Source organism: Coleofasciculus sp. A1-SPW-01, assembly GCF_040217205.1.
GTDB lineage: Bacteria > Cyanobacteriota > Cyanobacteriia > Cyanobacteriales > Coleofasciculaceae > Coleofasciculus > Coleofasciculus chthonoplastes_A.
Genome location: NZ_JAVJNP010000128.1, coordinates 147,102 through 171,753, shown reverse-complemented (window position 1 = coordinate 171,753; position 24,652 = coordinate 147,102). Strand labels below are relative to the sequence as shown.

Below are 24,652 nucleotides of genomic sequence, written 5' to 3'. Positions count from 1 at the left end.
CGAAGTTTTTTGACAAGGAGTTTTGTATGCTTGGCTTTCAAACTATTGATTTGTCTTGGTTCGGACGCTTGGATGTGGAGTGAACTCCGTTTCAAGCGCATTTACCAATGTAGTGGCTATTTCTGGAGTTGTCAACCTTTTGAGGGATTTTTTTTTGGAGGAAGGCTGGAATCCTTTCAAATTAAGGGATTTAGCCGACTAATTTTTTTTTGCTCTACTCCTTTACGCAGAGAACACCTTCCAGCAAACTACTTAGGTACTATGTCGATCGCACTATCCTGTTACACTCAAGTAGCCAATCACCTGCCTACCTTCAGACGAACACACTCAACTCCCCCGCCCTCGCTTAACGCCCGAACACAGATATCCAGCCGGGACAATCCAGCAAGATGCCAAAATGTAGTGATAGATTTTGACCAAAATGTGGAGGTCATGTGAATTTTCAGTCTGTAATTGCTACGTTACACCAGTTCTGGAGCGATCGCGGTTGCCTGATTGCTCAACCCTATGACATTGAAAAAGGTGCCGGAACCAAAAACCCACACACGTTTCTCAGATCCATTGGCGATGAACCTTGGTCAGTAGCTTACGTGGAACCTTGCCGACGACCAACCGATGGACGCTACGGAGAAAATCCCAATCGCTTTCAACACTATTACCAGTATCAAGTCCTGATTAAACCCTCACCCAACACAATTCAAGAAATTTATCTGGATTCCCTCCGGGCTTTAGGCATTCATCCTGAAGATCATGATATTCGCTTTGTCGAGGATAACTGGGAAGATGCCACTGTCGGAGCCTGGGGAACGGGTTGGGAAGTGTGGTTGGATGGCATGGAGATCACCCAATTTACCTACTTCCAGCAATGCGGTGGCGTAGATTGTCGCCCGGTTTCCATCGAAATTACCTATGGGTTAGAACGAATCTCCATGTATCTACAAGGAGTCGATGCGATGACCAAAATCCAGTGGAATGACCACCTTAACTACGGCGATGTTCACCTCCAAGGTGAAATAGAGCAATGTACCTATAATTTTGAAGCCTCTAACCCCGACTTATTATTGACACTGTTTGGTTTGTACGAACAAGAAGCCAAGCAACTCATTGATAGAAGCCTTGTCTTACCCAGTCTTGACTATGTTCTCAAATGTTCTCATACATTCAATTTGCTGGATGCCAGAGGTGTGATTTCGGTAACGGAACGGACACGCTATATTGGCAGGATTCGCAACCTAGCCAGACGAGTGGCACAACTTTACTTACAGCAACGAGAAGGATTAGGATTTCCGCTCAAGTCATCATCTCCCTCTCAAACGTTATCGGTTTAGGGGGCGACTTGAACACCTGCATCGTGCTTTTTGTTTCTTTCATACCGTATTGGTTTGGAAACCCGGTCTAGCTATGCGATGAATCTTGCCAGTGGTTCCCTACTGAGTGGGGCTTATATTCTTGCCCTATTGTCTACAGCCGTTGTCGGCTTGCCTACTCGTACTGTCACCTGGCAAGAGTATAGTCTTTTAATCCTGAGTGTAATCGGGATAGGCATAATTTGTGCGATCGCGTTCCCCAGAATTTGGCGCACCGGACCTCGACCGAGATTATGGTTGACCGCTAGCCTGATTGCGGTGATCGCCCTTCTCTATGTGCAACTGCGATTACCTCAACCTGAATCCAATGACATCAGTCAATTTGTTTCTAGTTCGGCGCAAGGGCAAGTTGTCACCATTCAAGGTAACGTCGAAACCGTTCCTCGGCTGACGCGATCGCAGAAGGGGCAATTTTGGCTAGAAGCTACCCAACTCACTGAACTGGAAAGTAATGAAAATCGGGGCACAACGACGCGAGGTGTCACCGGTAAGTTATATGTAACGGTTCCTTTATTGCAATCGACGGGTCTTTTTCCAGGTCAAACTATTTCCGTCACAGGTGTTTTATATAAACCCAAACCCGCAGCCAATCCTGGCGGCTTTGATTTTGCCACCTATTTAACCAAGGAAGGCGCGTTTGCTGGCTTAAGTGGGCGACAAGTCAGTTTTCCCGACGAAAATCAAGAATCAACATGGGGATGGTGGATGTTACGCCAACGTATTATCCATGCCCAAGTGCGTCAGCTAGGAAGTCCCACTGGTCTACTTTTGAGTTCAATTGTATTGGGACGCAAAGCCGTCGATTTACCCTATGATATTCGCGACCTATTTATTCAAACCGGATTCGCTCATGTCTTGGCAGCCTCTGGGTTTCATGTGTCGTTGATTTTGGGTTCAGTATTAGCGTTAACCAAACGGTGGGGAACAAAAACGCAATTTGGGATTGGACTCACAGCGTTACTGATTTATGTTGGCTTAACAGGTTTACAACCGTCAGTTCTACGAGCTGCGATTATGGGAGTAGGCGCATTAGTGGCGCTGCTGACTCATCGACAAGTTAAACCCTTAGGTTCTCTATTACTTGCCGCGACGATTTTGTTGATTATCAATCCGTTGTGGATTTGGGATTTAGGCTTTCAGTTAAGCTTTTTAGCAACACTGGGATTGCTAGTAACCGTACCTCCCTTAGTTAAGAACCTTGACTGGTTACCTTCAGTCATTGCTGCTTTAATCGCCGTTCCCTTAGCCGCACTGTTGTGGACATTACCCTTACAACTGTATGTTTTCGGCATGATTGCCCCCTACAGTGTGGTTGCCAATATTATCGGCACACCCTTGATTAGCTTAATTAGCTTGGGGGGTTTTCTGAGTGCCTTAGTCGCATTAATTTCACCCTTAGCCGGTAGCGCGATCGCGGGATTGCTGTACTATCCTCTTCAAGGCTTGCTGGAACTGGTGCGATTTTTTAATGCTTTACCCGCTAGTTCAGTCGCCCTCGGTACAATTTCCCTGATGCAGTTACTGCTGCTTTATGGCTTAATTGGCATCACTTGTATCAGTTCGCGTGTGCAGATGCGAGGCATATTCGTCGGTGTAATCGCCTTAACCATTATTGCCCTACCCATTTGGCAAACCCGGCTAGAACAGTTTCAAGTTACTGTTTTAGTGGCTGATCAAGAACAGGTTTTAGTGATTCAGGATCAGGGTCAAGTGACGCTTGTCAATAGTGGAGAAACCGATACCGCGAATTTTACTATCCTGCCTTTTTTGCAAAAGCAAGGGGTTAATCAGGTGGATTGGGCGGTTGCGGTTGATTCACAACCTCGTTTTCGGAGTGGTTGGGTGCCAATATTGGAAAGTTTACCCGTTAAGCGGTTTTATGACTTAGCCCATTCAGAACCGTTACCCACTGATACACAGGCGATCGCAGAGGCGGTTCAATCCCAAAATGGAATTTATGAAGTCGTTTCAACGGAACAACGTTTAGCAGTTGGTGCTACGGGTTCTGGAGAAAAAACGACGATCGAATTAATCAAAGCCCAACCTCCTATCGTACAGCTTCAAATTAAGGATCGAACCTGGTTACTCTTGGGAGATATGCCACCCGATGAGCAAAATCAATTCGCTCAACGGGATAATTTGCCTCAAATTCAAGTGCTATGGTGGTCTGGTGAACCTCTCACGCCTCGATTGGTAGACGTACTCCAACCCAAAGTGGCGATCGCATCGGCGGAAGTCATCGAACCCCAAGCCGCCAAACTCCTACAAAATGCTGAGATTGAATTGTACTGGACTGGGCGTGATGGGGCGATTCAGTGGACACCAGAACAGGGCTTTGAAACCACCTTGGAGGCTAACCGTACCGATGCGACGCTTTTCTGAAACCTGACCAAGAAGGTAGGAGTAACACTCAGGATTCAGGACTTTGCCAGATTAGGGAAACGACTTACCTGATAAAGTTATGGGGAACAGAAGGAATGACACAGACAGTCTCAAAACAAAAAGACCAACGGCTTACCCACTCTGGAATGAGTTGGCAACAATTCAAACCAAGCTGACGAGTCTTACTCCATCGGAACGTTAAAGAAAACTCCAGACTTGTCTATCGAAGTGGTCTTTACCAGTAGCAATCTCAATTACAAAGTGCCTTGATTCTATTCCACCATTTTAGCGGTGTTGAACCACTATTCAGTAACAATGAGTGCTATTATCATAGAACAAAGATTTGGAGAGGTGGCAGAGCGGTTGAATGCGGCAGACTCGAAATCTGTTATGGTGTCACAGCCATCGGGGGTTCGAATCCCCCCCTCTCCGTGGAAAAAAACCTGAAGGGTGACAAGCTACTTGAGGTAGAGGTAGGGTGTGGGGTGTAGGGAAAAATTGAATTCCATTAGAACCCAAGGGAACTTTTTTTTGAAACTTCTGTCCTGTAGCTTTTCCCTACCAAAAAGGGGACAGTTAACCCAAATTCAAATTTAGATATTGACAGATTGAGCGACTTGTGATTTAGCTTTAAAGTGATTGATTAAGCCGCCACAAAGCATAATTTCCACCTGACGGGGACTCAGGCTATGAGTCATGGGATATATCATGTCCTTGGTGAGGTTCTTGACAGGAATTGATCGCTCTGCCTCTAACGCCTCCCGTAAGCCAATAATTTCCAGTTCATCCCCTTCGCTGATAAGGTAGCACCCGCGCACCAGCAGGTAATATTTCATCCGTGGAAATATTATCCTCAACTTTCAACAGCACAGGCACAGAAATACTATTAGATAAGGCGGCAAATTCAGGGAAGGATTTAATATTGGGTCCCTTTTCCAGTTCAACTGTCCTGCCATCTTCCGGCGGAGCCGCTAAATTCTCAATGACTTGGCGGGAGGTTGGGTTGACATCGAAGGATACGCGATCGTGAACAACTTTTCCTTTGACAATTTGGCTAACTATCCAGAAATCACGCAACCCTGGATTTGCTGAGGAACCAATCACCACCTGATTGACAGGGCGTCCCTGCACTTCGGTAACCGGAACAACATTTCCGGGACTACTGGGACAGGCAATTAAGGGAACCAGTTCCGACAAATTAATCATGTCATAGACATCGTATTCAGCATCCTCATCGGCGACAAGTTCTACCCAATCCTGTCCTCGCCCTTGAGCCTCTAAAAATCGCTTAATTTCAACATCTGAGGGGAAAACAGTAGTTGTTGCTCCCATTTCCGTCCCCATATTGGCGATAACATGGCGATCCATGGCACTGAGTTGGGCAAGTCCGGGTCCATAATATTCAATAATCATGCCCCGACAGCCGTGGACATCGTATCGGCGCAACATTTCCAGGGCGACTATACCAAATGCCAAACCGTTGACAGGCGGATCGCAAAAACAGATGATCGTCGGCATTCTTATAGTCGGTTTGCAGGAGATTGTGATCAACGTATTGTGCTGAAAGCTCAGTTTTGACCCGATCAATGCCCATAGCTTCTAACTCCAGCATAACCATGGTTCCTGTGGCATCCTGGGTAAGAGACTGATCGATCCGGAGGGCAATTTCTGCACCAGGTTTCATCGTACCGGAAACCAGATGGGATTGAATCAGTTTTTGGGTGACATTTAAGGGCATGAGTGAATCTCCTGCTATTTATACTGAGTCGTTGGTTAGACCATAGCAGGTTAGGGTTTGGGAAAATGTCTATCCAAAGGTTCAAGTTATCCCCTTTTTGCTCCTTACCCAAGCAGCCTTCTGCCTTTTGCTATAAGTATTTCACCGAACTTGAGTATTAATCAACCTGGATTTTGTATCATTTGCCAGACTTCATCAACGAGTTCTTTGGGATTTTCTTGAAAAGATTTACGAGAGTTCTGCTCATTGAATCTACCAGTAACAATTTTCCCAACTTGATCAATGAGTTCAGCTTTAGAGGGAGTTAGTTCTCCAAGAACAACTATAATCCAAAATTCGAGCGATGATAGATAATTAAGATAATGATAATCAGGGACAACTAGCCACTAGGACAACCATGACCCAACGCCACTGGCTCGATATTACCGAATATGTTTGTATCGGGGGTTCATTTTTGGGAACCGCGATCGCAGCCGCGACTCAGCAAGTCGTCTACGCCGCTACCCCCCTAACCTTCACCCTGGGGGTGAATGTTCTGAATCGTCAACGGCTGCATCAACTCAACCGTCAGCACCAAGATACAGCGATCGCGCAGGTGTATCAAAATCTAGAACCGATTCACGAGCAATTCTCTCAACTGGATATCCAGACTCAGGAGCGTATCAGTCACCTTAAGGATGTTAATGCTCAACAGTATAAGGCGGCGATCGCGAAAATTCATCAGCTAATCGAACCCCTGAATCAACAACTGATTCAACTGGATAGCCGCAGCCAAGAACAACTGAAACAATTCAATACCGCGAATCAGCAACAACATACGGAAATTATCGCCCACATCTATCAACTCATCCATCCTCTACAGCTACATCTAACTCAACTCGACGAGACAACCCAACAGCGCGATCGCCAAACCCAAACCCAACTGGATCAATTACACGCATTACAACACCTACAAGCGGAAGGAATTCTGGCTTATATTAACCCCCTTATTGACACCCTTAACCAGGAACTAATTCGCCTGGATAGCCAAACTCAACAGCGATTTGCTGAATTTAGCGTCGCTAACCAGCAACAGCATGATGCGATTATTCTCCAAGTTCAGCAACAGCTTGAACCCTTTAAAACTCAACTCGACACCTTAACCCCCCAGGTTAGCGACCAAGGATTAAAGCTAGGACAATTAAAAGAGGCGATCGCGAAATGGTATGACTACATTGAACCCCTGAACCAGCAAGTCTCTCACCTGGAAACCAACGCGCAACAGGTAAATTTCCAGCGACACCAACAGATTGAACAACTTAAAGAGACAATTGTTCAACTTCAGACGACACTCTATAAACTGCAAGATATTAAAGACAAAAATCGATTATCCTCACCGCCCAAAAACGCCCCAGAAACGCCAGAACCCTCATCCCTTTCCCTGGCAATGTTAAGACATGAACTCGACGCCGGACTTCAGGGAGTGGGCAAAACGATGCATCAGATTGGTAATTCTCTGCAAGATGTATGGACAGGACTAACGACACTGGAAACTCGCACCGAGTCTGGTTTAATTACCCAGGAATGGCATTGCGTGCAAACATTAACTGCCCATTCTGGTAAAGTTAATACTGTGGTGATTAGTCCCCAGGGAGAGATTTTTGCCAGTGGCAGTGATGACCAAACTCTTCGACTCTGGCAATTAAAAACGGGTCAGGAGATGGGAATTTTGGCTAAAAACTTTGCCTGGTTTAATGGCGTAAAATCAATGGCGTTTAGTCCCGATGGGAAACGGCTTGCCTGTGGTAATGATGATTATACGATTAAAGTTTGGGCGTTAGAAACTGGACAGGAACTTTATACTCTCATGGGACATTCAAGTTCGGTTAAATCAATTGTCTTTAGTCGAGATGGGCAACGTTTAATTAGTGGGAGTGATGATAGAACGATTAAACTGTGGAACCTGGAAATTGGCAAAGAAATTCCCCTATCGATTCAGCACTCCGATTGGCTAGGGCGAGTTAACGCAGTGGCGATTAGTCCTAATAGTCAAATTCTTGCTAGTGGGAGTGATGATAAGACGATTAAGGTTTGGGATTTAACCACAGGTCAATTGATGATGACATTGAGTGGGCATAAAGCGGCGGTTAAGTCAGTGGTATTTAGTCCTGATGGTAAAATAATTGCCAGTGGTAGTGCCGATCAAACGATTAAACTTTGGTATTTGGGAACGGGTAAAGAAATGAGTACCTTATCGGGGAATTTTGGTTCGGTTAATTCACTTGCTATGAGTCGGGATGGAAAGGTTCTGGTGAGTGGGAGTTCGGATGAGACGGTTCAGCTTTGGCAATTAAGTACAGGGAAAATTATTGATATTCTGAAAGGGCATAACAGTGCGGTGTATTCTGTGGCGATAAGTCCGGATCGCAAAACTGTGGTCAGTGGGAGTTCGGATAAGACGATTAGGATTTGGCGGTGTTAATGATGGGGGTATTAGGATTATATTTTAACGCTCCAGGTAGCAGAGGGAAGCGCAGAGGGACGCAAAGAATTGGAGGTATTTGAAGTGAAATGTTATGAAATTAGAGAAACAGTCGGAAATGATATAGCAGGATAGCGGGTGAGTTGAGTGATTAGTTATTCATAATGATACCTACACCCTAAAAAATCAATCTGAAGATTTTTAACTAACTCGATAGACAAGTCGATGCTCTAGGTCAATGCGCCGTGACCATATATTTGCTTCCATATACTTCAAAGGTTCAGGTTTACCAATTTCAGCAAAAGGATCTTGTATAACAGCCGTAACTAAATCCAATATTTTTGAGACTTTCTGAAAATCGTGCTTAAACCACCAGGCTAGATCTTCTTTGAATTGAGAGCTAAAACCAGGAATTCGAGTAACGACTACTGGCTTACTCTGTTCAGATTCAGTTTTCTTTTTCTTTTTCTTGCTCAATCCCTAACTCCTGCTCAAGTTCTTCAATTGTTTGAGGTTTAATTTTTCCGGTTTTAGATTCCTCTATAGCATCCAATAACCGACGAGCATTGGTAGGTGATCTAAATAGATAAACAGTTTCAACTAAACTGGTTAAATCAGACTCTGAAATCAAAGCAACATTTTCACCATCACGGCGGTTTATGATATAGATCTGATGATTTTGTACCACCTGTTCTAATAACTGGAAAAAACCATTTCGTGCCTCTGTTGGGGATGTGATTTCGTAGGGAAGCATAAGCTGATGTACATAGTTATGTTCATTTATTATAAGCAATGCGCCCTGATCAAGCCAAAATAGAGACGAAGGCTTTATATCCCTTGGCTGATGAGCTATTGTCTCAATCCTCACTGCGATCGCCCCCAAAACCCGGATGGGATGCGGTTTTGCCAACGTTGTGGTTCCAAGCTGCTGCTGCGAGAGCGTTACCGCAGTCTGCGACTGATTGGACAAGGGGGGTTTGGCAAAACGTTTTTAGCGGTGGATGAGGATAAACCCTCGAAACCCCAATGTGTGATTAAGCAGTTTTTTCCCCTCTATCAGGGGACAAGCGATGTCCAGAAAGCGACAGAATTATTTGAACGAGAAGCCGTGCGTCTGGATGAGTTAGGGAAACATCCCCAGATTCCGGAATTGCTGGCTCATTTTACCCAGGATAATCGCCAGTATTTAGTCCAAGAATTTATTGATGGGCAAAATTTAGCCCAAATCCTGGCAAAGGAGGGGGTATTTAACGAACAGCAGATTCGGGAGATGCTGCGAGATTTGCTCTCGATACTTGAGTTTATCCACTCGCGTTCTGTGATTCATCGCGATATTAAGCCAGAAAATATTATTCGTCGTCGGCATATTTATACTGGGGATACAGGAGAAACTGAAGCAGGGGTGATTAAGGGTAATTTAGTTTTAGTTGATTTTGGTGCGGCTAAACATGCCATTGGTACGACAAAAACAGGAACGACTGTGGGGACACCGGACTATATCGCTCCAGAACAAGCTAAAGGAAAAGCCATTTTTGCCAGCGATTTGTATAGTTTAGGCGTTAGTTGTATTCATTTGCTCACGCAAATATCTCCTGAAGAATTCTTTGATACGGGCGAGGATACCTGGGTATGGCGGCGTTACTTAAAAACGAATTCGATTAGTGATGAATTAGGCTATATTTTAGATAAACTACTGAAACGAGCCACCAATTACCGTTATCAATCTGTCGCTGAAGTTCTGCGGGATTTACATCAACTTCCCTCGATTTCCTTAACTCAACGTCCTACACCATCGATATCGCCTCAATCGATTAGCCTGTCAGGATTTCAGGGGAAAGGAGGTCAAAGCGCGATCGCATCAACTCCGGCGCATCCCCTCATCCTCCAGCCTCCCTCTAATCCTCCCTTAACTAACTGGCAAGTTATTCAAACTCTCGATGGACATTGGGGTTCGGTGGAAGCGGTGACGATTAGTCCCGATGGCTTAATTCTTGCTAGTGGTAGTGCAGACGCTACGGCTATGTTATGGCAGTTACCAGAAGGACAGGAGTATCATACTCTCAATGGTCATCTTGGACGAGTCTGTGCTATAGCCTTTACGCCGGATAGTCAATATTTAGCCACAGGAAGTTATGACCAAACGATTAAGGTTTGGCAGGTAGAGAATGGACAACTTATTTTAACCCTCACGGGTCATCGGAAATGGATTAGTTCCCTCGCCATTAGTCCCGATGGAGAGATATTAGCTAGTGGTAGCAATGATGGCACTATTAAGTTATGGCATATCCAACAGGGTAGGGAATTACAAACGCTTACAGGACATACCTCCTATATTAATGATGTTGCTATCAGTCCCGATGGAGAAAGTATTGCCAGTGTTAGTGGGGATGGAACGGTGAAATTATGGCAAATCAGTACAGGGGAGGAACAGAATAGTTTTGGTCATAGCCAGTTACGTTTTGGCTTTTTCTATTCTGTCGCCTTTAGTCCCGATGGGCAACTCCTGGCTACAGGAAAAAGCGATGGCACAATTACACTCTGGCAGGTAGGGGAAAGACGTGAACTCGGTACTCTCAGGGGTCATACTCAACGAGTACGGACATTAGCCTTTAGTCCCAATGGTTACACGTTAGCCAGTGGTAGTATGGATAAAACGATTAAGATTTGGCAACTGTATGATAGGCAAACTCTGGCTACTTTGAATGGGCATACTTGGGAAGTGTATGCTGTTGCCTTTAGCCCCGATGGTGAGACACTTGTGAGTGGCAGTATGGATAAGACGATGAAAGTTTGGCGTTGTGATAAAGGTAGTTAAACCAGGGGAGGATAATTGACCCTAAATAGTATAGGTTTGAGGGGAGAATGTCGCTCACTTAAGCCCTCAACTAAAGTTGGGGCTAAAAGCTGAAACCCGTTGAAACGGGTTCAAAGAGTTAATTCATTTATTTCCAGGTTATGCGAGTCAGCGCCATTTAGTTTAAGTCCAATGGCACCCTACGCCATACTTTTCGGATCAGCTCTAAATTTAATTTGGGCTTGCTGTAGAAAACCCAAACCCTTAGCTATCAAAACTTGGAGCCGTAGAGAAAGTTGTTCATCTTCAAGGAAATTTGAGACTATCTATCAACACCTCGACCCTTCGACACGCTCAGGACATCGCTTACCTCGACTTACCAGTAACACCCTCGGTGTTGAAAACTATGGCGATAGAATCACGGAAAATGTACCATTGCTCCCTCTGCTCCCTCTGCTTCCTCTGCTCCCTCTGCTTCCTCTGCTTCCCCTGCTCTCTAACCCCACCACAAAACTTATTCAGCAGACCCTAATTTTTTCTCCCCCCGGCTTCCCCGACTTGAACCCGTTTAAACGGGTTTCAGCTTTTAGCCAGAACTTTAGTTCTAGGCTAAACTTCAGGCTAAAGCTTACCACTTCAGCAAATTAAACTGCTCCATATCAATCGTGTCGCGATTGCGATAAATCGAAAGCACAATTGCTAACCCAACCGCCGCTTCCGCCGCCGCTACCGTAATCACAAACACGGTAAACACCTGACCTTTAATTCCGATAGGGTCAATAAAATTAGAAAACCCCATTAAATTCAAATTGACCGCATTTAACAGCAGTTCAATTGACATTAACACGCGCACAGCATTGCGGCTGGTAATTAAGCCATAGATACCAAGGCAAAACAGAGCCGCCGCTAGCAGTAAAAAATATTGAAGTTGTAGTTCCATGAATTGACGTTTAATGTTTGATGTTTGACAATCGGGCGGGTTTTGTTGCTCGCTTATCAGTCACAAAGTCTATTGAAAGGCTAAACCCGCCCCTACACCCGCTCCTAAACTCGCCCCTATTACTGCCCCTACCATAATACGTTTTATCGGGTGCTTTTTTGAGACTCTCCACCGACAGATGTCAACTGACGCTGACGTTCGGGTAAGGTAGAATACTCAGTTTCTGATGTATCGCGAGGCACCAAACTCTCTGGAATAAAATCGCGACGTGCCAAAATAATCGCACCCACCATCGCCATCAATAACAGTACTGAGGCGAGTTCAAAGGGTAGTAAAAAGTCACTGAAGAAATGCTTGCCAATCTCCACCACTGATCCTTCACCGAGAACCGCCGTACCTGAATAGATTGACCAAGGTGTCACTAATACCATCGTCCCCAGCAGCGCAAATAACCCCAAACAAACCAGCGCGGTTGCACCTTGACGAATCCAACGATTCGTGATCGGTTTAAAATCTTCTCGCTTGTTCACCAACATAATGGCAAACAAAATTAGCACATTCACCGCACCCACATAAACCAAGATTTGCGCGGCGGCGACAAAATCAGCATTGAGCAACAGGTAAAACCCCGCCATACTAATGAAGACACCACCGAGTAAAAATGCTGAATAAACGATGTTATTGAGTAGGACAACGCCTAAGGCTGACCCAATCATCATCACCGACAAAATTACAAATGAAACAAACTGAACCCCTTGGGCTAGATCCACTGTACCTTCACTCCTTGCACTCTAGTTAAAATGACACATTAATCCCACGGAAATAGACTCCGTGGGATCAGCTTTAAGCATTCTTCGCTGTTTCTTCTTCTTTTTCTGCTTCAGTCGGTTCCATTTGCTCGACAATTTCTTCCGGACGCAAACCAGCACGTCGAGAACCTGGCGGTAAATCGTGGGGATCTGTGACTCCTTTGGGTAGGTAAGCCAATTCCCGTAATGGCGTAACCATCGGGTCTTGCGTCACCTTGTACGGCAGGCGTCCCATCGCCACATTATCATAGTTGAGTTCGTGGCGATCATAGGTAGACATTTCATACTCTTCTGTCGCCGACAGACAGTTGGTGGGACAGTATTCAATACAGTTCGCGCAGAAAATACAAACCCCGAAGTCAATACTATAGTGCTTGAGATTCTTTTTCTTACTCGCTTTATCGAACTCGTAATCTACCACGGGCAGATTGATCGGGCAAACTCGCACACAGACTTCGCAAGAAATACACTTGTCAAATTCAAAGTGAATCCGACCCCGATACCGTTCAGAAGGAATCAGTTTTTCATAAGGATACTGGACGGTAACGGGACGGCGCTGCATGTGGTCGAAGGTTACAGATAAACCTTGACCAATATAACGGGCAGCTTGAGCGGTTTCTTTGGCGTAATCGCCAACTTGTTTGAGGAACTTGAGCATAATTTGTTATTCGTCATTCGTCATTTGTCATTCGTCATTTGTCATTCGTCATTCGTTTTTAACTATGACCAATGAACAATGACCAATCAGCAATCAACCCCCGAATGCAACCGGAAAGGTGAGTTTAAGAGCAGCAGTTAGCAACAGGTTCACTAATCCAATCGGTAAAAGGAACTTCCAGCCTAAATTTAGGAGTTGGTCAATCCGTACACGGGGAACTGTCCAGCGCAGCAGAACCGCAATAAAGAGGAGAAAGTAAGCTTTGAGTAAGGTCATGGTAATTCCCAGAGAAGCGGTAATTACCTGTAACCAGGAACTGGTTTCACTTACACCTAACCAAGTGGCTAATCGGTCAAGGGGAATCGGGAATTCCCAGCCGCCTAAGTACAGCACCGCTACTAATATGGCAGAAAGGATTAGGTTAACGTAAGATCCGATATAAAACAAACCAAATTTCATGCCGGCATATTCGGTTTGATAGCCAGCAACCAATTCCTCCTCAGCTTCGGGTAGGTCAAAGGGAAGTCGTTCACATTCGGCTAATGCGGCAATCCAAAAAATCAAAAAGCCAACGGGTTGACGCCAAATATTCCAGCCTAAGATGCCATACCCAGATTGCTGTTCCACAATATCGATGGTACTTAAGCTATTGGACATCATCACCACTGCCAATACCGCCAGCGCCAGGGGAATTTCGTAACTAATCGACTGTGCCGCTGCTCTTAACCCCCCAAGTAGGGAATACTTGTTATTGGAGGCATACCCTGACATCAGCAAACCAATAGGCTGAATACTCGACAGGGCAATCCAGAGAAATATCCCCAGTCCTACGTTAGTAATAATCAGGTTCTGTCCAAAGGGGACAATCAGGTACGACAAAAAGACGGGGATGACGACGAGTATGGGTCCGAGAGTAAATAGCCATCGATCTGCTTTGGCAGGGACGATATCTTCCTTAAACACCAACTTGAGACCATCGGCGACGGCTTGCAGAACACCCAGAGGTCCAGCATATTCCGGACCAATCCGCTGTTGAGCCGCAGCAGAAATTTTTCGTTCCAGCCAGACTATGACAAGGACACCCACGGTGGCACCGATAATCATCAGGAACATCGGCAGGGGCATCCACATCGCCTTGGCAGCACCACTGGGGATGCCAAAATCTTTAAGCGATTCAATAAAACTTCCTTGAAGGTCAATTCCTGCGTTCATCTTGGCAGCTACGTGATATTTACTGAGGTAATTTGACACTTAATGTATCAAATTATGCTATCGGTTTGATTTGTGAAGTTTTTTTGACAGCCTCACTGCCTAGTATATCGTTCGACGTGATCCCCTTAGCCAAGACCAGGGATAATTTAAGTTGATACGACAATTAAATGAGATCATGGCTTAACGTGATCGCGAAGCAACGATGGTACAATCTCCCAGCAAAATGGAAACCCTATCTCTTGAACTCCCTCGTGCGATCGCACTGCACGTCAGCCCCGAACAATTTGAGGCGATCGCTCTGGCGAATCGGGATTTGAGACTAGAACGCACCGCAGCAGGAGAGTTAATTGTGAATCCCCCTACAGGAGGCGAATCAGGCGCACGCAATCGCAGCATTACCGGACAACTGGATCGCTGGTACGAAGCCAACGAAGACTTAGGAGAAGCCTTTGACTCCTCGACAGGGTTTAAACTACCCAATGGCGCCAACCGTTCCCCCGATGCATCCTGGGTGAGGCGGGAACGTTGGGAATCGCTTACCCCCCAACAGCGAAAAGGCTTTGTACCGCTTTGCCCAGACTTTGTTGTCGAGTTGCGTTCCGAATCAGACAGCCTGAGCAAACTCCAAGCCAAAATGCGAGAATATATGGACAATGGGGCGAGATTGGGGTGGTTAATTGACCCGCAGAACCGACGGGTAGAAATTTATCGACCAGGAGTGGATGTTGAGGTGTTAGACAATCCCACTGAGTTATCGGCTGAAGATGTCCTCCCTGGATTTGTTCTCCATCTCAGACGAGTGTGGCGGTGACAACAGGCAACTTTTATGCGATCGCCTTCTATGGTCTTCATGATTATTTTTGATGATTGTTACTTCTGCCACTGCTTCTAGACGTAGCTAGCTCAGTCTCTATCGTCTTCCCCTTGCTCAATTGGGGCAAACAAGGCATCTTAGAAGAAAATATAGAAAATATTAAATTTTTAGCGTTTCACTCCAAGGGATGACTATGACCCAAACAAATCTTCTGGAATTAGCCAAACAGGGTGATGATGCAGCGATTCTCTCCGTCATGAATTATGTGTTGCGAGATCGCAATATTACTGCCCAAGCCGCACTGAAAGGGAATTGTCTGTTGGTACTCCTGAAAGCGGTTCAAGTCCCTGACCAAAAATTATCGGTGACAATTGTCCGCAAACTGATGGCACACTTACGAGTCCCATCGATCGCCTCTGTGCAAATGTATGGTAAACAGGTTGGACAACCCGCCCCCTCTTGGATGGAAGTCATCGATTTGCGCGATGAGATCGAACCCTTGAAACCCAAAACTAATGTTTTCAAAGTATTGGCTCAATGGGGTACAAAACCCTTGATGCTCCTAACTTTGATTCCTTTAGGGGCGATCAGTATTTATGCTTATTTATCACTGCCCCTCGGAAAATCGATTATACCTGTACAAGCCGAGTCAATATCCTTCAGCGTCAAGGAAATAGAATTGTCTGACATAGAACCATTAGAGAACTCCCCCGATCCGTCTCTCTCCTCTGTAGTGGGTCAAACTCAACCCAGTATTTTATCCTCACCGAGTTCGCCTTCGCCCACCCTATCTTCTCAACCTAAACCCTTTCAGAACGCGGTGAATCAAGCCATGCGTGCGGCGACATTGACTCAATCGGCGCAAACCCCCGAAGAATGGGACATCGTGGTGAGTCATTGGCAAGACGCGATCGCACTCATGGATGCTGTACCTCCTTCCCATCCTCAACATAGCCTTGCCCAGCAAAAGGTTGTCGAGTACCAGGAGAATCTCAACTATGCTCAGAAAAATACAGCGATGGATCAATAGTGAATTATGGTTAATTTCGGTTTTAACTCTGCATCACTTTTAGGACTTCTGGATATATTTTTATCTATAGCCTACTTAGCTCTGTCTATTGCTCTACCCATCGCGAGGAGAAGAGATATCGGGGTTACGGGAATAGTTCTTTATATCATTCAAGCAATCATTGCCCCTTTCATTTTGTTTGTGACGGGTTTTATTCTCCTTTTCCAAGGATGGCGACTTGACCCTATATTGCAGTTTAGCTATGTTTTATTGAATTTCCTGGTTATTTATCTGGGAGTGAAAGATATCATCCTCTTCCGTTTACTGTCTCCACCAAATCATCGCTAGTAACGACTGATCGCTCCTCCTTTCACTTGAGTTTTTGGGAGAAGCGATCACCTGTTTTACACTAAGGGAATTTGCGATGTCCGTTCCTGGATAGGAACATAAGCGACGTTGTGATCGCCGGTATAAATCTGGGTGGGTCGAAAAATCCGGTTTTCTCCGAGCTGTTCGTTCCAGTGCGCCAGCCAACCGGCTACCCGTGCGATCGCGAATATCGGGGTAAACAAGTCGGTGGGAATACCCAGTTTCCGATAAACCAAACCGGAATAGAAATCTACATTCGCGTAAATGCCTTTATATCCCAGTTTTTCCTCAACCGCCTGTTCTAACTCCAAGGCAATTTCGTAGTATTTATCGGAACCAAACTTATCAAATAGTTGTTCGGCTAAATTCTGAAGAATCGTTGCTCGCGGATCTTTCACCTTATAGACGCGGTGACCAAATCCCATGATTTTTGCCTTGCGCAGCAAGCAATCCTCTAGATAGGGACGCACATTTTCCACCGAACCAATTTCTTCGAGCATCGAAATCACTTCTTCATTCGCCCCCCCATGCAAAGGACCGGCAAGGGTACCGACTGCGGATGCGATTACCGCATAGGGGTCAGTTAACGTCGAAGCTGTCACCATGGCTGAGAACGTAGACGCATTGATCGTATGTTCCGCATGGAGGGTTAAGCAAACATCAAAGACGTGAGATTCTAGGGGGTCAGGTTCTTGCTCGGTGAGCATATACAGGAAATTAGCCGAATAGTCTAAATTATCGTTCGGCTTTACCGGGTTATTCCCCTTCCGCATCAGCTTAAATGCTGCCACCATTGTTGGGATTTTCGCCAACAGGCGGACAACGGCTTCCCGGATATAACTAGGAGCGGGGAGAGCGCGTTTTGAGTAAAAAAGACCCAATGCTGCTGCAGAGGCTTGCAGTGCATCCATCGGATGTCCGGTTTCCGGGAAACATTTCATCATGTCCTGAATCCGATATTTAATCCGTCGATGATAACGAATTTCCGTTTCAAACGCTTTTAGCTCCTCCTTGGTTGGTAGCTCACCCCAAATGAGAAGATAGGCGGTTTCTAGGAACGTGCTTTTTGTAGCGAGTTCTTCAATCCGAATACCGCGATACTCTAATATTCCCTGTTTGCCATCAACATAGCTGATACTGGATTGGGCAGCGGGAATGCCTTCTAAACCTGGTTTATACTCGCAGACAGTCATAGACTCGTGCTTTTAACCTTTACGATATGGGTTGTTTAGTTGCCCGGTGAAGGGCGCTTCCGTTTCCGGAGTAGAGAGATATGAAGTGTTCTCAGGCTAACTTACCAGAAACTGGGAGATTAGTAGCGTGTGTTACAAAAATTCTTAAGGATCGCTTAGATTAGCCATTTTGGAGAGGTTAGCAAAAATAGCTCACTTTGCCCCAGAGGAACTCCTGTTTCTTTCAGGTTTAACCCAATAATGCCCGCTTTCTTGAGGACGAGTTTTTCTTGTGCTTCTCCCCAGACCAACAATTCTGCCCAATTGCCTAAATCCGGTTGATGACCGACTAACGCTAAACAGCTTTCCCTGCTCCGGTTTTGACGCCATTTCTGTAGCCAGTTAACCCAGGTATGGATATCCCCATCAGGCGCAAGGCTGGGAAATTCGTCGAGTTGCTCACCTAAACCTACGTCTTGCAGAATCGCGGCGGTTTCTTGCGCTCGGACTAAGGGACTGGTTAATATGTGGTCAAACCGTAGACCGCGATCGCGCAGTTGCTTGGCGACTTTGGTGGTTCTTTTGCGCCCTTTGTTGGTTAGGGGACGATCTTCATCGTTGGCATAGTCTTCGCGATCGGCAGCGATACCATGACGGATCAAGTAAAGTTTTATTGTCATCCGTTTTTTATTTTTTCCTAAAAATTCAAATTGTAGGGTTCTCCAAGAATACAATCAAGATTTTAATGAACTACGGCAACTTACTTCGTTGAAGTTGTTATTTCTGACGCTTCTTCGCCGATGCCTGCTTCATGCTTGGAGCTTTTATAACAGTTCCCAAGCCAATGCAGTACTGACGATCTCCGCCGTTAACTTTAATTGTCCCCACCTACTTATTATCAAGCATCCGTATTAGCGTATAGCTTGGCGTTGAGAGTAAATCTCTTCCAGAAGCAGATCACGGAGTTCGTCAACAATATCATCGGGTGGATTGCCAGCTAGCGCCCGTCCAATCAGTCGTTCGGCTTCTCGGAGTTCAGTACACTCTAGGGCGAGAACGGCGGCGCTGCGATGCAAAACAGAGCGGGTGGGTTCCAGGTCAAGTTGATTGGCAACTAAATCAGCCGCTGCCCGTTCTTGGGTAAAGGCGGCTCGAGAAAACTCTCGCATTGCTTTAGCGTCGCCCCGTTGACGAGCTAAGACCGCCTGGTCTACCAATTCCATTGCTTCTCGGTGAAGAGTTTCTATGTCCTGCATTTTTCAACGATATGGGCTTTGGGAGTGCCAAATTCAACCACAGCAACGTAGCCAGGAGCCACGGTGTCTGAAGGACTGATCCTCCGCATAAATAAATATTGAGCTCTGTCATGCTCAAGAGCCACACTCATTTAATCGGCATGAATCACATTATCTTTGGGATTAACTAAGCGCCAGAGTTTTTGCTTGATTTGAATATCAAAGACTTCCCATTTGAGCTTGGTGTATTCGGTATTGTCATTAAAGCCACCTAAGAAACCAATGGGGATTTCAAAACCGCCAGCGGTCATGCGTCCACCACCAAAGAATCGTCCCTGATTGTCTTGACCAAAGGCTTCTTTAATAAATTCGTCGGGATCAAGGGTGATTTTACTGGTTCTCAAAGAACCAATCACGACTTCGACTTCTTCGTCTTCGTTGTGAACAATCCCGTAAACGACAGCCGTATGGACATTTTCTTCAGTCACCAAAAAGTCAGCGGCTTGGGGAATTGCATCCCGGTCATCGTACCGTAAATAGCCTACCCCCGCCATCGAGAAATTATTCTGGACAATGCGATTTTTCAGCGATCGCTCAATCACATCCATGACTCGTCGCGATCGCGCAGTTTGCAGGACAGCATTAAGTAACTGTACGTCATAGAAACGGCTCAAATACGCCGCCGCTAGGAAATCCTCTTCCGTCGCCCGCATTAGGCGATCGGTATCGGCACGTAGACCGTGCATTAGTGCTGTAGCACACTTAACATGGGTACTAATGCTACTATCCAGCTTAAGTAACCCGGTTTGTAGGTATTGGCTGAGGATCGTAGCAGTCGCCCTTGTCTGAGGTCGCAAATCGGTGAATTCTGCCTCCAGATTATCCTGAGGGTTGTGATGGTCAATCAGGACGACAATGGGGACACCTGCTTGTTTGACAAAGGGCATTAATTGGGTTGTGGTTCCCTGATTATCAACCAGCACACAACCTTGATACACAGAGAAATCCCGATCCTTCAATGTCTGAATTCCCCAGCGCTTAGCAGGTAAGTTGGTCAACTTGACCAAGGCAATGTTTTCCTGATGAGATAAAGTTCCTGCATATACAATGTCACATTGAATATTGTACTGTTGAGCAATTAACTGGTACGCCCAAGCACTCGATAGAGCATCAGGATCAGGGAAATCTTGAATGACAATAAGCTGGCGTTCTGAACTGTGACGATCTAAAACCTGTTGCAGTTCTCCTATTTTAGCTTGGGATGCATCAAAACGCCGCTGACGTTCATCGGTATTGTTACTGCGGTTCTTGGGATTTTTTTGGGAAGTTTTCTGTTGGTGTGAAGCCGCCGCACTCCCATCCGAAGGTGATGCTTTAGGGGGGAGAGCGTTATTATTGACAGATTTAAGTGAGTTGGATTCCATCGCGGACAAGGTATTCAGCCATCATAGTTTTACACCAATCGCCCCTGGAATAGGGGCTGGTGATTGAATGGGCATTGAAACCCACTCTTATACCTTATAGCCCAATATCTGAAATTAAATTTTTTCAGGGATCTTAAACACCAATCACATACTTGCGCCATTCCTGATGGACTCCGCCTTTAACCTGTTTAGCCACCTCAAAGTGCAAACTGCTATAGGGTCTGCGGGGTTGATGTCGTAATATCATGTTGGCTTCCTTAGGGGTTCGGTTGCCTTTTTTGACATTACACCGTACACAGGCGGTGACAATGTTTTCCCAAGAATCTCCCCCATGTCGAGAACGCGGAATCACATGATCGAGGGTTAAATCATCACCCGTGTATCCGCAGTATTGACAAGAATGACTATCACGATAGAGGATATTGCGGCGGGTTAAGGGAATTTCTTTGTAAGGAACCCGAACGTAATGGCGCAAGCGAATAACTGTGGGAAGCGGTAACTCTGGATAGACATATTTGCCGTTGTGTTCAATCTGTTCCGCTTTGCCTTTGAGCATCAAAACAACCGCTCGCCGCCAATTGGTGACATTGAGCGGTTCGTAGGAGGCGTTTAACACCAGAACCTTGCTCATTAGGAGATCGAAATAAAGTGAATATTATTCCAGATAGTAACACAGGTTGATGAGGCTGGGTCATATTTTCATGATCACTTATCAAAGCTAAACATCAGCGCGATCGCGGATTTGTCATTCTCCAACGCCGAATTTTTTTCGCCCAGCTTGCGGGTTCAGTCTAAAATTTAAGTTAGGTGTATCCTATATCTAGTGTTTTAAGTTTTAATATTAATCATTTCAACCCTAAATATAGAAGTTGAATCATTAAGTTCAGATCAAAGTAAGTTCGGCACCATTGTAGAGACGCGCCATGGCGCGTCTCTACATAAATGATGTGTCCTAACAGCCATGGCGGTTGCTATAGCTTGCTTCTCGCTTGCGCGAGTATGACGAATGACGAATGACGATCCGAGAAATGTAGCAGGTAATACACAAACAAATTGGCACAGTTTTGCCCCAGCTCCTCGGCTTCTCCGCTCCCGGAGCGAACTTAACCGAAAATGTTTCGGTCTACTGAATTTTTTTCCCCCGCAGCCAATAGGTTGTCATTTCTCCCTTACCTTTAATCTGAATCACACCGCGTTCCTCAAACTCGTATTCGTCTTTGAGCAATTCATAAGTCGCCTGTGTTACCTGAATGCGACCTGGTAAGCCATGAGACTCCATCCGGCTAGCCGTATTCACAGTGTCACCCCACAAATCGTAGCTAAACTTTTTAATGCCAATCACACCCGCGACGACCGGACCACTATTGATTCCAATCCTGAGGCGAAAATTTTCTCCAGTTTCGTGATTAAATTCATCAATGGCTCGCTGCATCTCTAACGCCATCTGCGCGATCGCCTTAGCATGATCCAGACGCCGCCGAGGGAGTCCCGCCGCTACCATATACGCATCGCCAATGGTTTTAATTTTCTCTACGCCATGTTCCTCGACGAGTCGGTCAAATTTGGAGAAAATCTGATTCAGCAGTTCAACCAGTTGAGTCGGTGAGGTTTGGGTGGAAAACTTGGTAAAATTAACCAGATCGGCAAACATAATCGTTACCCCTTTAAAACTCTCTGCGATCGTGCGTTGACCCCGCTTCAACATCTCTGCTACAGGTTGAGGTAAGATATTTAACAGTAAGAGTTCGGCGCGTTTACGGGCGCGAGTCAGAGCAACTTCAGCTTGTTTTTGTTCGGTAATATCCGATACTGTTCCTTCGTAGTAGAGGAGTTTACCCGCTTCATCTTTAACCGTATCGATATTTTCCACAATCCAAATAATGCTGCCATCTTTCCGATAAACCTGAGACTGAAAGTCGGATAAGGTGTTGTAGCGCTGTATTAAAGCGGCTAACTCTTCCTGGCGTGTGGGTTCAACATACAGTTGTTCGCCAATATTCCTCACCTGTTCCATGAGGTCTTCGGGGGAGGTATAGCCTAAAATTTTAGCTAGGGCTGGATTGGCGGTAATATAGCGTCCCTCCGGCGTGGCTTGGAAAATGCCCTCGGTAGCTCGTTCAAAGATACTGCGATATTTCTCTTCCGCTTGACGCAAGGAAGCTTCTGCTCGTTGTCGTTCTTGAATTTCGGCTTGGAGTTGCAGATTTTGCTCCTCTAGCCGCTTTTGCAGGTTCCGGAGCGCCAGATGGGTTGTCACTCTGGCTTTAACTTCTTCCTGCTGTACGGGTTTGGTGATGAAATCTACGGCTCCCAGATTAAATCCTTTGACTTTATCCACCGCATCAGACAGCGCACTGAGAAAAAGCACCGGGATATCCCGTGTGGCTGGATTCGCTTTCAGGCGACGACAGGTTTCAAAGCCATCAATCCCTGGCATCATCACATCCAGTAAGATGAGATCGGGTTTGGCATACTCGACTTTTTGCAGAGCGCTTTGCCCATCCTGCGCCACCAAAACTTTGAAGCCAGAATCGGTTAAAAAGTCAAAGAGGACACCGAGATTATGAGGAGTATCATCGACAATAACGATGACGCCTTGATTAGAATGTTCATCATTCATCGGGGCTAATGTAGTTTGGTTCATAGTTCATAGTTCATCGTTCAGGGTTCATTACCTGATGAAATTGCCATGAACGTTGACACTCACCCGGCTGAAAGCGCGGGTGATTCTTCCGTCGTAGGGAGGCAGAGTTTAGCGTCTTCCAGGACGTGACCTTTACCCTCAGAAAGCTTACCCACCGTGTGTCCCACGGCGGCTCGACTGAGCGCTCGCCGAACGTCTTGTCGAAATTCGGTTTCGATTGAAATACGGGGGCTTTCACCTTTGCTATTTTGTAAACAATAGATGATAAGCCTGACATGGAAGATACACCAACTTCAAAATCCAGCCAGAGCAGATATAGGGGTATTGTTACCAATCTGTTACGTTTACTTGGCGATCGCAGCTATTTTATTGTCTCCCGCTAGAAGATTAACTATTGTCCTATTCCTCTGCTCCCCTAGCTTCCAGACGTGCCATGGCACGTCTCTACATAGCTTCCCCAGGCAATCACTGGGGTGAGGAGCGAGAGGGGGAAGGTATAGAGCATACACTCTGAGAGTGAGGATCGTCCAGTGGCAGAAAAACCGCGCGATCGCGTCCCGTTTCTTTTGCCTGATACAATGCTTGATCCGCCGCCGCTATTAGCGCTTCCGGAGAGGTTTGATGACAAGGAACAGTGCTAGATACCCCCACACTCAAGGTGACAGAATTTTTAATCGGCGATCGCGGATGCGTCAAACCTAACTGAGTTAGCTTCGACTGAATAAATTTGCCAACTTGTAACGCCCCTTGGGCTGGGGTATTCGGTAGAATCACCGCAAATTCTTCTCCTCCATAGCGGGCGACTAAATCGGCGGGACGCTTTACCACCTGTTTCATCGCTTGCGCCACCTTATACAAACATTCATCCCCAGCTTGATGCCCCTTACTATCATTGTAGAGTTTAAAATAATCCACATCACATAAAAGCAACGACAATACCCATTGTTCTCGTCGCGAAATCCGCCACACTTGGTTAAAATATTCATCAAATCGATGCCGATTTGCCACCTGAGTTAAACTATCTAGCGTGGCTAAACGCTTCAGTTGAGCATTCGCTTTTTGCAGTTTTGCCTCAGCCTCCTGACGCTGCTGAATCTCCTGTTGGAGTTGCTGATTTTGGACTTGCAGATTTTGGCGTAGCTTTTGAATCGTCAGATGAGTATTCACTCGCGCCAACACGATTTCCTGCTGAGTGGGCTTAATAATATAATCAACTGCGCCTAATTCAAATCCTTTGATGATAACCGCCGTTTGAGACAGGGCGGTAAGAAAAATTACTGGGATATCTTGGGTAGCCGGATTAGCTTTCAGAAGCCGACAGGTTTCAAACCCATCAATTCCCGGCATAATCACATCCAGCAAAATGATATCGGGATGCTCAACTTCAGCTTTTTTGATTGCACTGTCACCATCCCTTGCCACGATAACCTGAAACCCTGCCTCACTCACAAAATCTAACAGCACTTCTGAGTTGGTGAGATTATCATCAACAATGAGAATTGTTTCTTTTTCATTCGTCATTTGTCATTCGTGATTTGTTAGTCGTCATTAGTCATTCGTCATTAGTCCTTCGTTATGCACTCAATTGGGGCGGGTTTAATTACATCTGGATGAAGTAAAACAC

The 24,652-nt window shown here is 45.8% G+C and carries 19 protein-coding genes, 1 tRNA gene and 2 pseudogenes; 7 read left to right on the top strand and 15 right to left on the bottom strand.

Features of this window, described 5'->3' with window-relative positions; translation table 11 throughout:
• The first annotated feature begins 434 nt into the window (after positions 1-434).
• The 3 genes from glyQ (at position 435) to RH949_RS20085 (ending at position 4,181) form a co-directional block, all read left to right on the top strand.
• Positions 435-1,328 carry a glycine--tRNA ligase subunit alpha gene (gene glyQ / locus RH949_RS20095; RefSeq protein WP_006105152.1) on the top strand — a complete coding sequence of 298 codons (894 nt, stop codon included), beginning with the start codon at positions 435-437 and terminating at the stop codon, positions 1,326-1,328.
• Positions 1,329-1,406: 78 nt separating this feature from the next.
• Positions 1,407-3,749, top strand: coding sequence for a ComEC/Rec2 family competence protein (locus tag RH949_RS20090; RefSeq protein ID WP_446355635.1), 2,343 nt, complete (start codon positions 1,407-1,409; stop codon positions 3,747-3,749).
• Between the two features lie 345 nt (positions 3,750-4,094).
• A tRNA-Ser gene (locus tag RH949_RS20085) sits at positions 4,095-4,181 on the top strand.
• 161 nt (positions 4,182-4,342) lie between these two features.
• Here RH949_RS20085 and RH949_RS20080 read toward each other — a convergent pair.
• Positions 4,343-4,585 (bottom strand): hypothetical protein, encoded by a 243-nt coding sequence (locus tag RH949_RS20080; RefSeq protein WP_446355621.1) that lies wholly within the window; start codon positions 4,583-4,585, stop codon positions 4,343-4,345.
• Positions 4,545-5,487: pseudogene (locus RH949_RS20075) on the bottom strand (aconitase family protein); the annotation flags it as partial. The pseudogene RH949_RS20075 and the gene RH949_RS20080, both read right to left, overlap by 41 nt.
• A gap of 397 nt (positions 5,488-5,884) precedes the next feature.
• Here RH949_RS20075 and RH949_RS20070 point away from each other — a divergent pair.
• On the top strand, positions 5,885-7,948 hold the full coding sequence (locus tag RH949_RS20070; protein ID WP_446355619.1) for a WD40 domain-containing protein: 2,064 nt from the start codon (positions 5,885-5,887) through the stop codon (positions 7,946-7,948).
• 155 nt (positions 7,949-8,103) lie between these two features.
• Here RH949_RS20070 and RH949_RS20065 read toward each other — a convergent pair.
• Both RH949_RS20065 and RH949_RS20060 read right to left on the bottom strand, forming a co-directional pair.
• A pseudogene (locus tag RH949_RS20065) lies at positions 8,104-8,425 on the bottom strand (Txe/YoeB family addiction module toxin).
• Positions 8,397-8,702, bottom strand: a complete 306-nt coding sequence (locus RH949_RS20060) for a type II toxin-antitoxin system Phd/YefM family antitoxin (RefSeq protein WP_446355633.1) — start codon at positions 8,700-8,702, stop codon at positions 8,397-8,399. The pseudogene RH949_RS20065 and the gene RH949_RS20060 overlap by 29 nt, the downstream one beginning before the upstream one ends.
• A gap of 90 nt (positions 8,703-8,792) precedes the next feature.
• On the opposite strand from RH949_RS20060, the gene RH949_RS20055 reads away from it, so the two are divergent.
• The gene (locus RH949_RS20055; RefSeq protein ID WP_446355617.1) at positions 8,793-10,763 is read left to right on the top strand and encodes a protein kinase domain-containing protein; all 1,971 of its coding nucleotides are present in this window, start codon (positions 8,793-8,795) and stop codon (positions 10,761-10,763) included.
• 607 nt (positions 10,764-11,370) lie between these two features.
• Here RH949_RS20055 and nuoK read toward each other — a convergent pair.
• From nuoK to nuoH, 4 genes are all read right to left on the bottom strand, one after another.
• The gene (nuoK, locus tag RH949_RS20050; protein WP_006105071.1) at positions 11,371-11,682 is read right to left on the bottom strand and encodes an NADH-quinone oxidoreductase subunit NuoK; all 312 of its coding nucleotides are present in this window, start codon (positions 11,680-11,682) and stop codon (positions 11,371-11,373) included.
• A gap of 143 nt (positions 11,683-11,825) precedes the next feature.
• The gene (locus tag RH949_RS20045; protein ID WP_006105031.1) at positions 11,826-12,452 is read right to left on the bottom strand and encodes an NADH-quinone oxidoreductase subunit J; all 627 of its coding nucleotides are present in this window, start codon (positions 12,450-12,452) and stop codon (positions 11,826-11,828) included.
• A gap of 73 nt (positions 12,453-12,525) precedes the next feature.
• A complete protein-coding gene (ndhI, locus tag RH949_RS20040) occupies positions 12,526-13,149 on the bottom strand; it encodes an NAD(P)H-quinone oxidoreductase subunit I (protein WP_006105004.1) in 624 nt (207 codons plus the stop codon).
• Between the two features lie 93 nt (positions 13,150-13,242).
• The gene (nuoH, locus tag RH949_RS20035; RefSeq protein ID WP_446342438.1) at positions 13,243-14,361 is read right to left on the bottom strand and encodes an NADH-quinone oxidoreductase subunit NuoH; all 1,119 of its coding nucleotides are present in this window, start codon (positions 14,359-14,361) and stop codon (positions 13,243-13,245) included.
• Between the two features lie 202 nt (positions 14,362-14,563).
• Here nuoH and RH949_RS20030 point away from each other — a divergent pair, with 202 nt between their 5' ends.
• Positions 14,564-15,172 carry a Uma2 family endonuclease gene (locus RH949_RS20030; RefSeq protein ID WP_044210355.1) on the top strand — a complete coding sequence of 203 codons (609 nt, stop codon included), beginning with the start codon at positions 14,564-14,566 and terminating at the stop codon, positions 15,170-15,172.
• A 196-nt stretch (positions 15,173-15,368) separates the two neighbouring features.
• On the top strand, positions 15,369-16,205 hold the full coding sequence (locus RH949_RS20025) for a hypothetical protein (RefSeq protein WP_446355614.1): 837 nt from the start codon (positions 15,369-15,371) through the stop codon (positions 16,203-16,205).
• A 383-nt stretch (positions 16,206-16,588) separates the two neighbouring features.
• On the opposite strand, the gene RH949_RS20020 is transcribed toward RH949_RS20025, so the two are convergent.
• The 7 genes from RH949_RS20020 to RH949_RS19990 form a co-directional block, all read right to left on the bottom strand.
• The gene (locus RH949_RS20020) at positions 16,589-17,746 is read right to left on the bottom strand and encodes a citrate synthase (RefSeq protein WP_006105125.1); all 1,158 of its coding nucleotides are present in this window, start codon (positions 17,744-17,746) and stop codon (positions 16,589-16,591) included.
• Between the two features lie 155 nt (positions 17,747-17,901).
• The gene (sixA, locus tag RH949_RS20015; protein ID WP_044210359.1) at positions 17,902-18,405 is read right to left on the bottom strand and encodes a phosphohistidine phosphatase SixA; all 504 of its coding nucleotides are present in this window, start codon (positions 18,403-18,405) and stop codon (positions 17,902-17,904) included.
• 231 nt (positions 18,406-18,636) lie between these two features.
• Positions 18,637-18,981, bottom strand: a complete 345-nt coding sequence (locus RH949_RS20010) for a hypothetical protein (RefSeq protein WP_446355611.1) — start codon at positions 18,979-18,981, stop codon at positions 18,637-18,639.
• 131 nt (positions 18,982-19,112) lie between these two features.
• A complete protein-coding gene (locus RH949_RS20005; RefSeq protein ID WP_006105112.1) occupies positions 19,113-20,384 on the bottom strand; it encodes a DHH family phosphoesterase in 1,272 nt (423 codons plus the stop codon).
• Between the two features lie 133 nt (positions 20,385-20,517).
• Positions 20,518-21,015 (bottom strand): HNH endonuclease, encoded by a 498-nt coding sequence (locus RH949_RS20000; RefSeq protein WP_006105078.1) that lies wholly within the window; start codon positions 21,013-21,015, stop codon positions 20,518-20,520.
• 492 nt (positions 21,016-21,507) lie between these two features.
• Positions 21,508-23,028 carry an adenylate/guanylate cyclase domain-containing protein gene (locus tag RH949_RS19995; protein WP_446355608.1) on the bottom strand — a complete coding sequence of 507 codons (1,521 nt, stop codon included), beginning with the start codon at positions 23,026-23,028 and terminating at the stop codon, positions 21,508-21,510.
• Positions 23,029-23,493: 465 nt separating this feature from the next.
• Entirely contained in the window at positions 23,494-24,549 is a 1,056-nt protein-coding gene (locus tag RH949_RS19990) for a diguanylate cyclase domain-containing protein (protein ID WP_044210367.1), read from the bottom strand.
• Positions 24,550-24,652: the final 103 nt, after the last annotated feature.

Excerpts from the sequence above, each read along its gene's own strand:
- RH949_RS20055 (WP_446355617.1), top strand. The coding sequence starts at position 8,793 with ATGAGCTATTGTCTCAATCCTCACTGCGATCGCCCCCAAAACCCGGAT.
- RH949_RS20080 (WP_446355621.1), bottom strand. The coding sequence starts at position 4,585 with ATGAAATATTACCTGCTGGTGCGCGGGTGCTACCTTATCAGCGAAGGG.
- RH949_RS20020 (WP_006105125.1), bottom strand. The coding sequence starts at position 17,746 with ATGACTGTCTGCGAGTATAAACCAGGTTTAGAAGGCATTCCCGCTGCC.
- RH949_RS20070 (WP_446355619.1), top strand. The coding sequence starts at position 5,885 with ATGACCCAACGCCACTGGCTCGATATTACCGAATATGTTTGTATCGGG.
- RH949_RS20010 (WP_446355611.1), bottom strand. The coding sequence starts at position 18,981 with ATGCAGGACATAGAAACTCTTCACCGAGAAGCAATGGAATTGGTAGAC.
- RH949_RS19990 (WP_044210367.1), bottom strand. The coding sequence starts at position 24,549 with ATGACGAATGAAAAAGAAACAATTCTCATTGTTGATGATAATCTCACC.
- nuoH (WP_446342438.1), bottom strand. The coding sequence starts at position 14,361 with ATGAACGCAGGAATTGACCTTCAAGGAAGTTTTATTGAATCGCTTAAA.
- RH949_RS20025 (WP_446355614.1), top strand. The coding sequence starts at position 15,369 with ATGACCCAAACAAATCTTCTGGAATTAGCCAAACAGGGTGATGATGCA.
- nuoK (WP_006105071.1), bottom strand. The coding sequence starts at position 11,682 with ATGGAACTACAACTTCAATATTTTTTACTGCTAGCGGCGGCTCTGTTT.
- RH949_RS20090 (WP_446355635.1), top strand. The coding sequence starts at position 1,407 with ATGAATCTTGCCAGTGGTTCCCTACTGAGTGGGGCTTATATTCTTGCC.
- RH949_RS20060 (WP_446355633.1), bottom strand. The coding sequence starts at position 8,702 with ATGCTTCCCTACGAAATCACATCCCCAACAGAGGCACGAAATGGTTTT.
- RH949_RS20000 (WP_006105078.1), bottom strand. The coding sequence starts at position 21,015 with ATGAGCAAGGTTCTGGTGTTAAACGCCTCCTACGAACCGCTCAATGTC.
- ndhI (WP_006105004.1), bottom strand. The coding sequence starts at position 13,149 with ATGCTCAAGTTCCTCAAACAAGTTGGCGATTACGCCAAAGAAACCGCT.
- RH949_RS19995 (WP_446355608.1), bottom strand. The coding sequence starts at position 23,028 with ATGAACCAAACTACATTAGCCCCGATGAATGATGAACATTCTAATCAA.
- RH949_RS20005 (WP_006105112.1), bottom strand. The coding sequence starts at position 20,384 with ATGGAATCCAACTCACTTAAATCTGTCAATAATAACGCTCTCCCCCCT.
- RH949_RS20030 (WP_044210355.1), top strand. The coding sequence starts at position 14,564 with ATGGTACAATCTCCCAGCAAAATGGAAACCCTATCTCTTGAACTCCCT.
- sixA (WP_044210359.1), bottom strand. The coding sequence starts at position 18,405 with ATGACAATAAAACTTTACTTGATCCGTCATGGTATCGCTGCCGATCGC.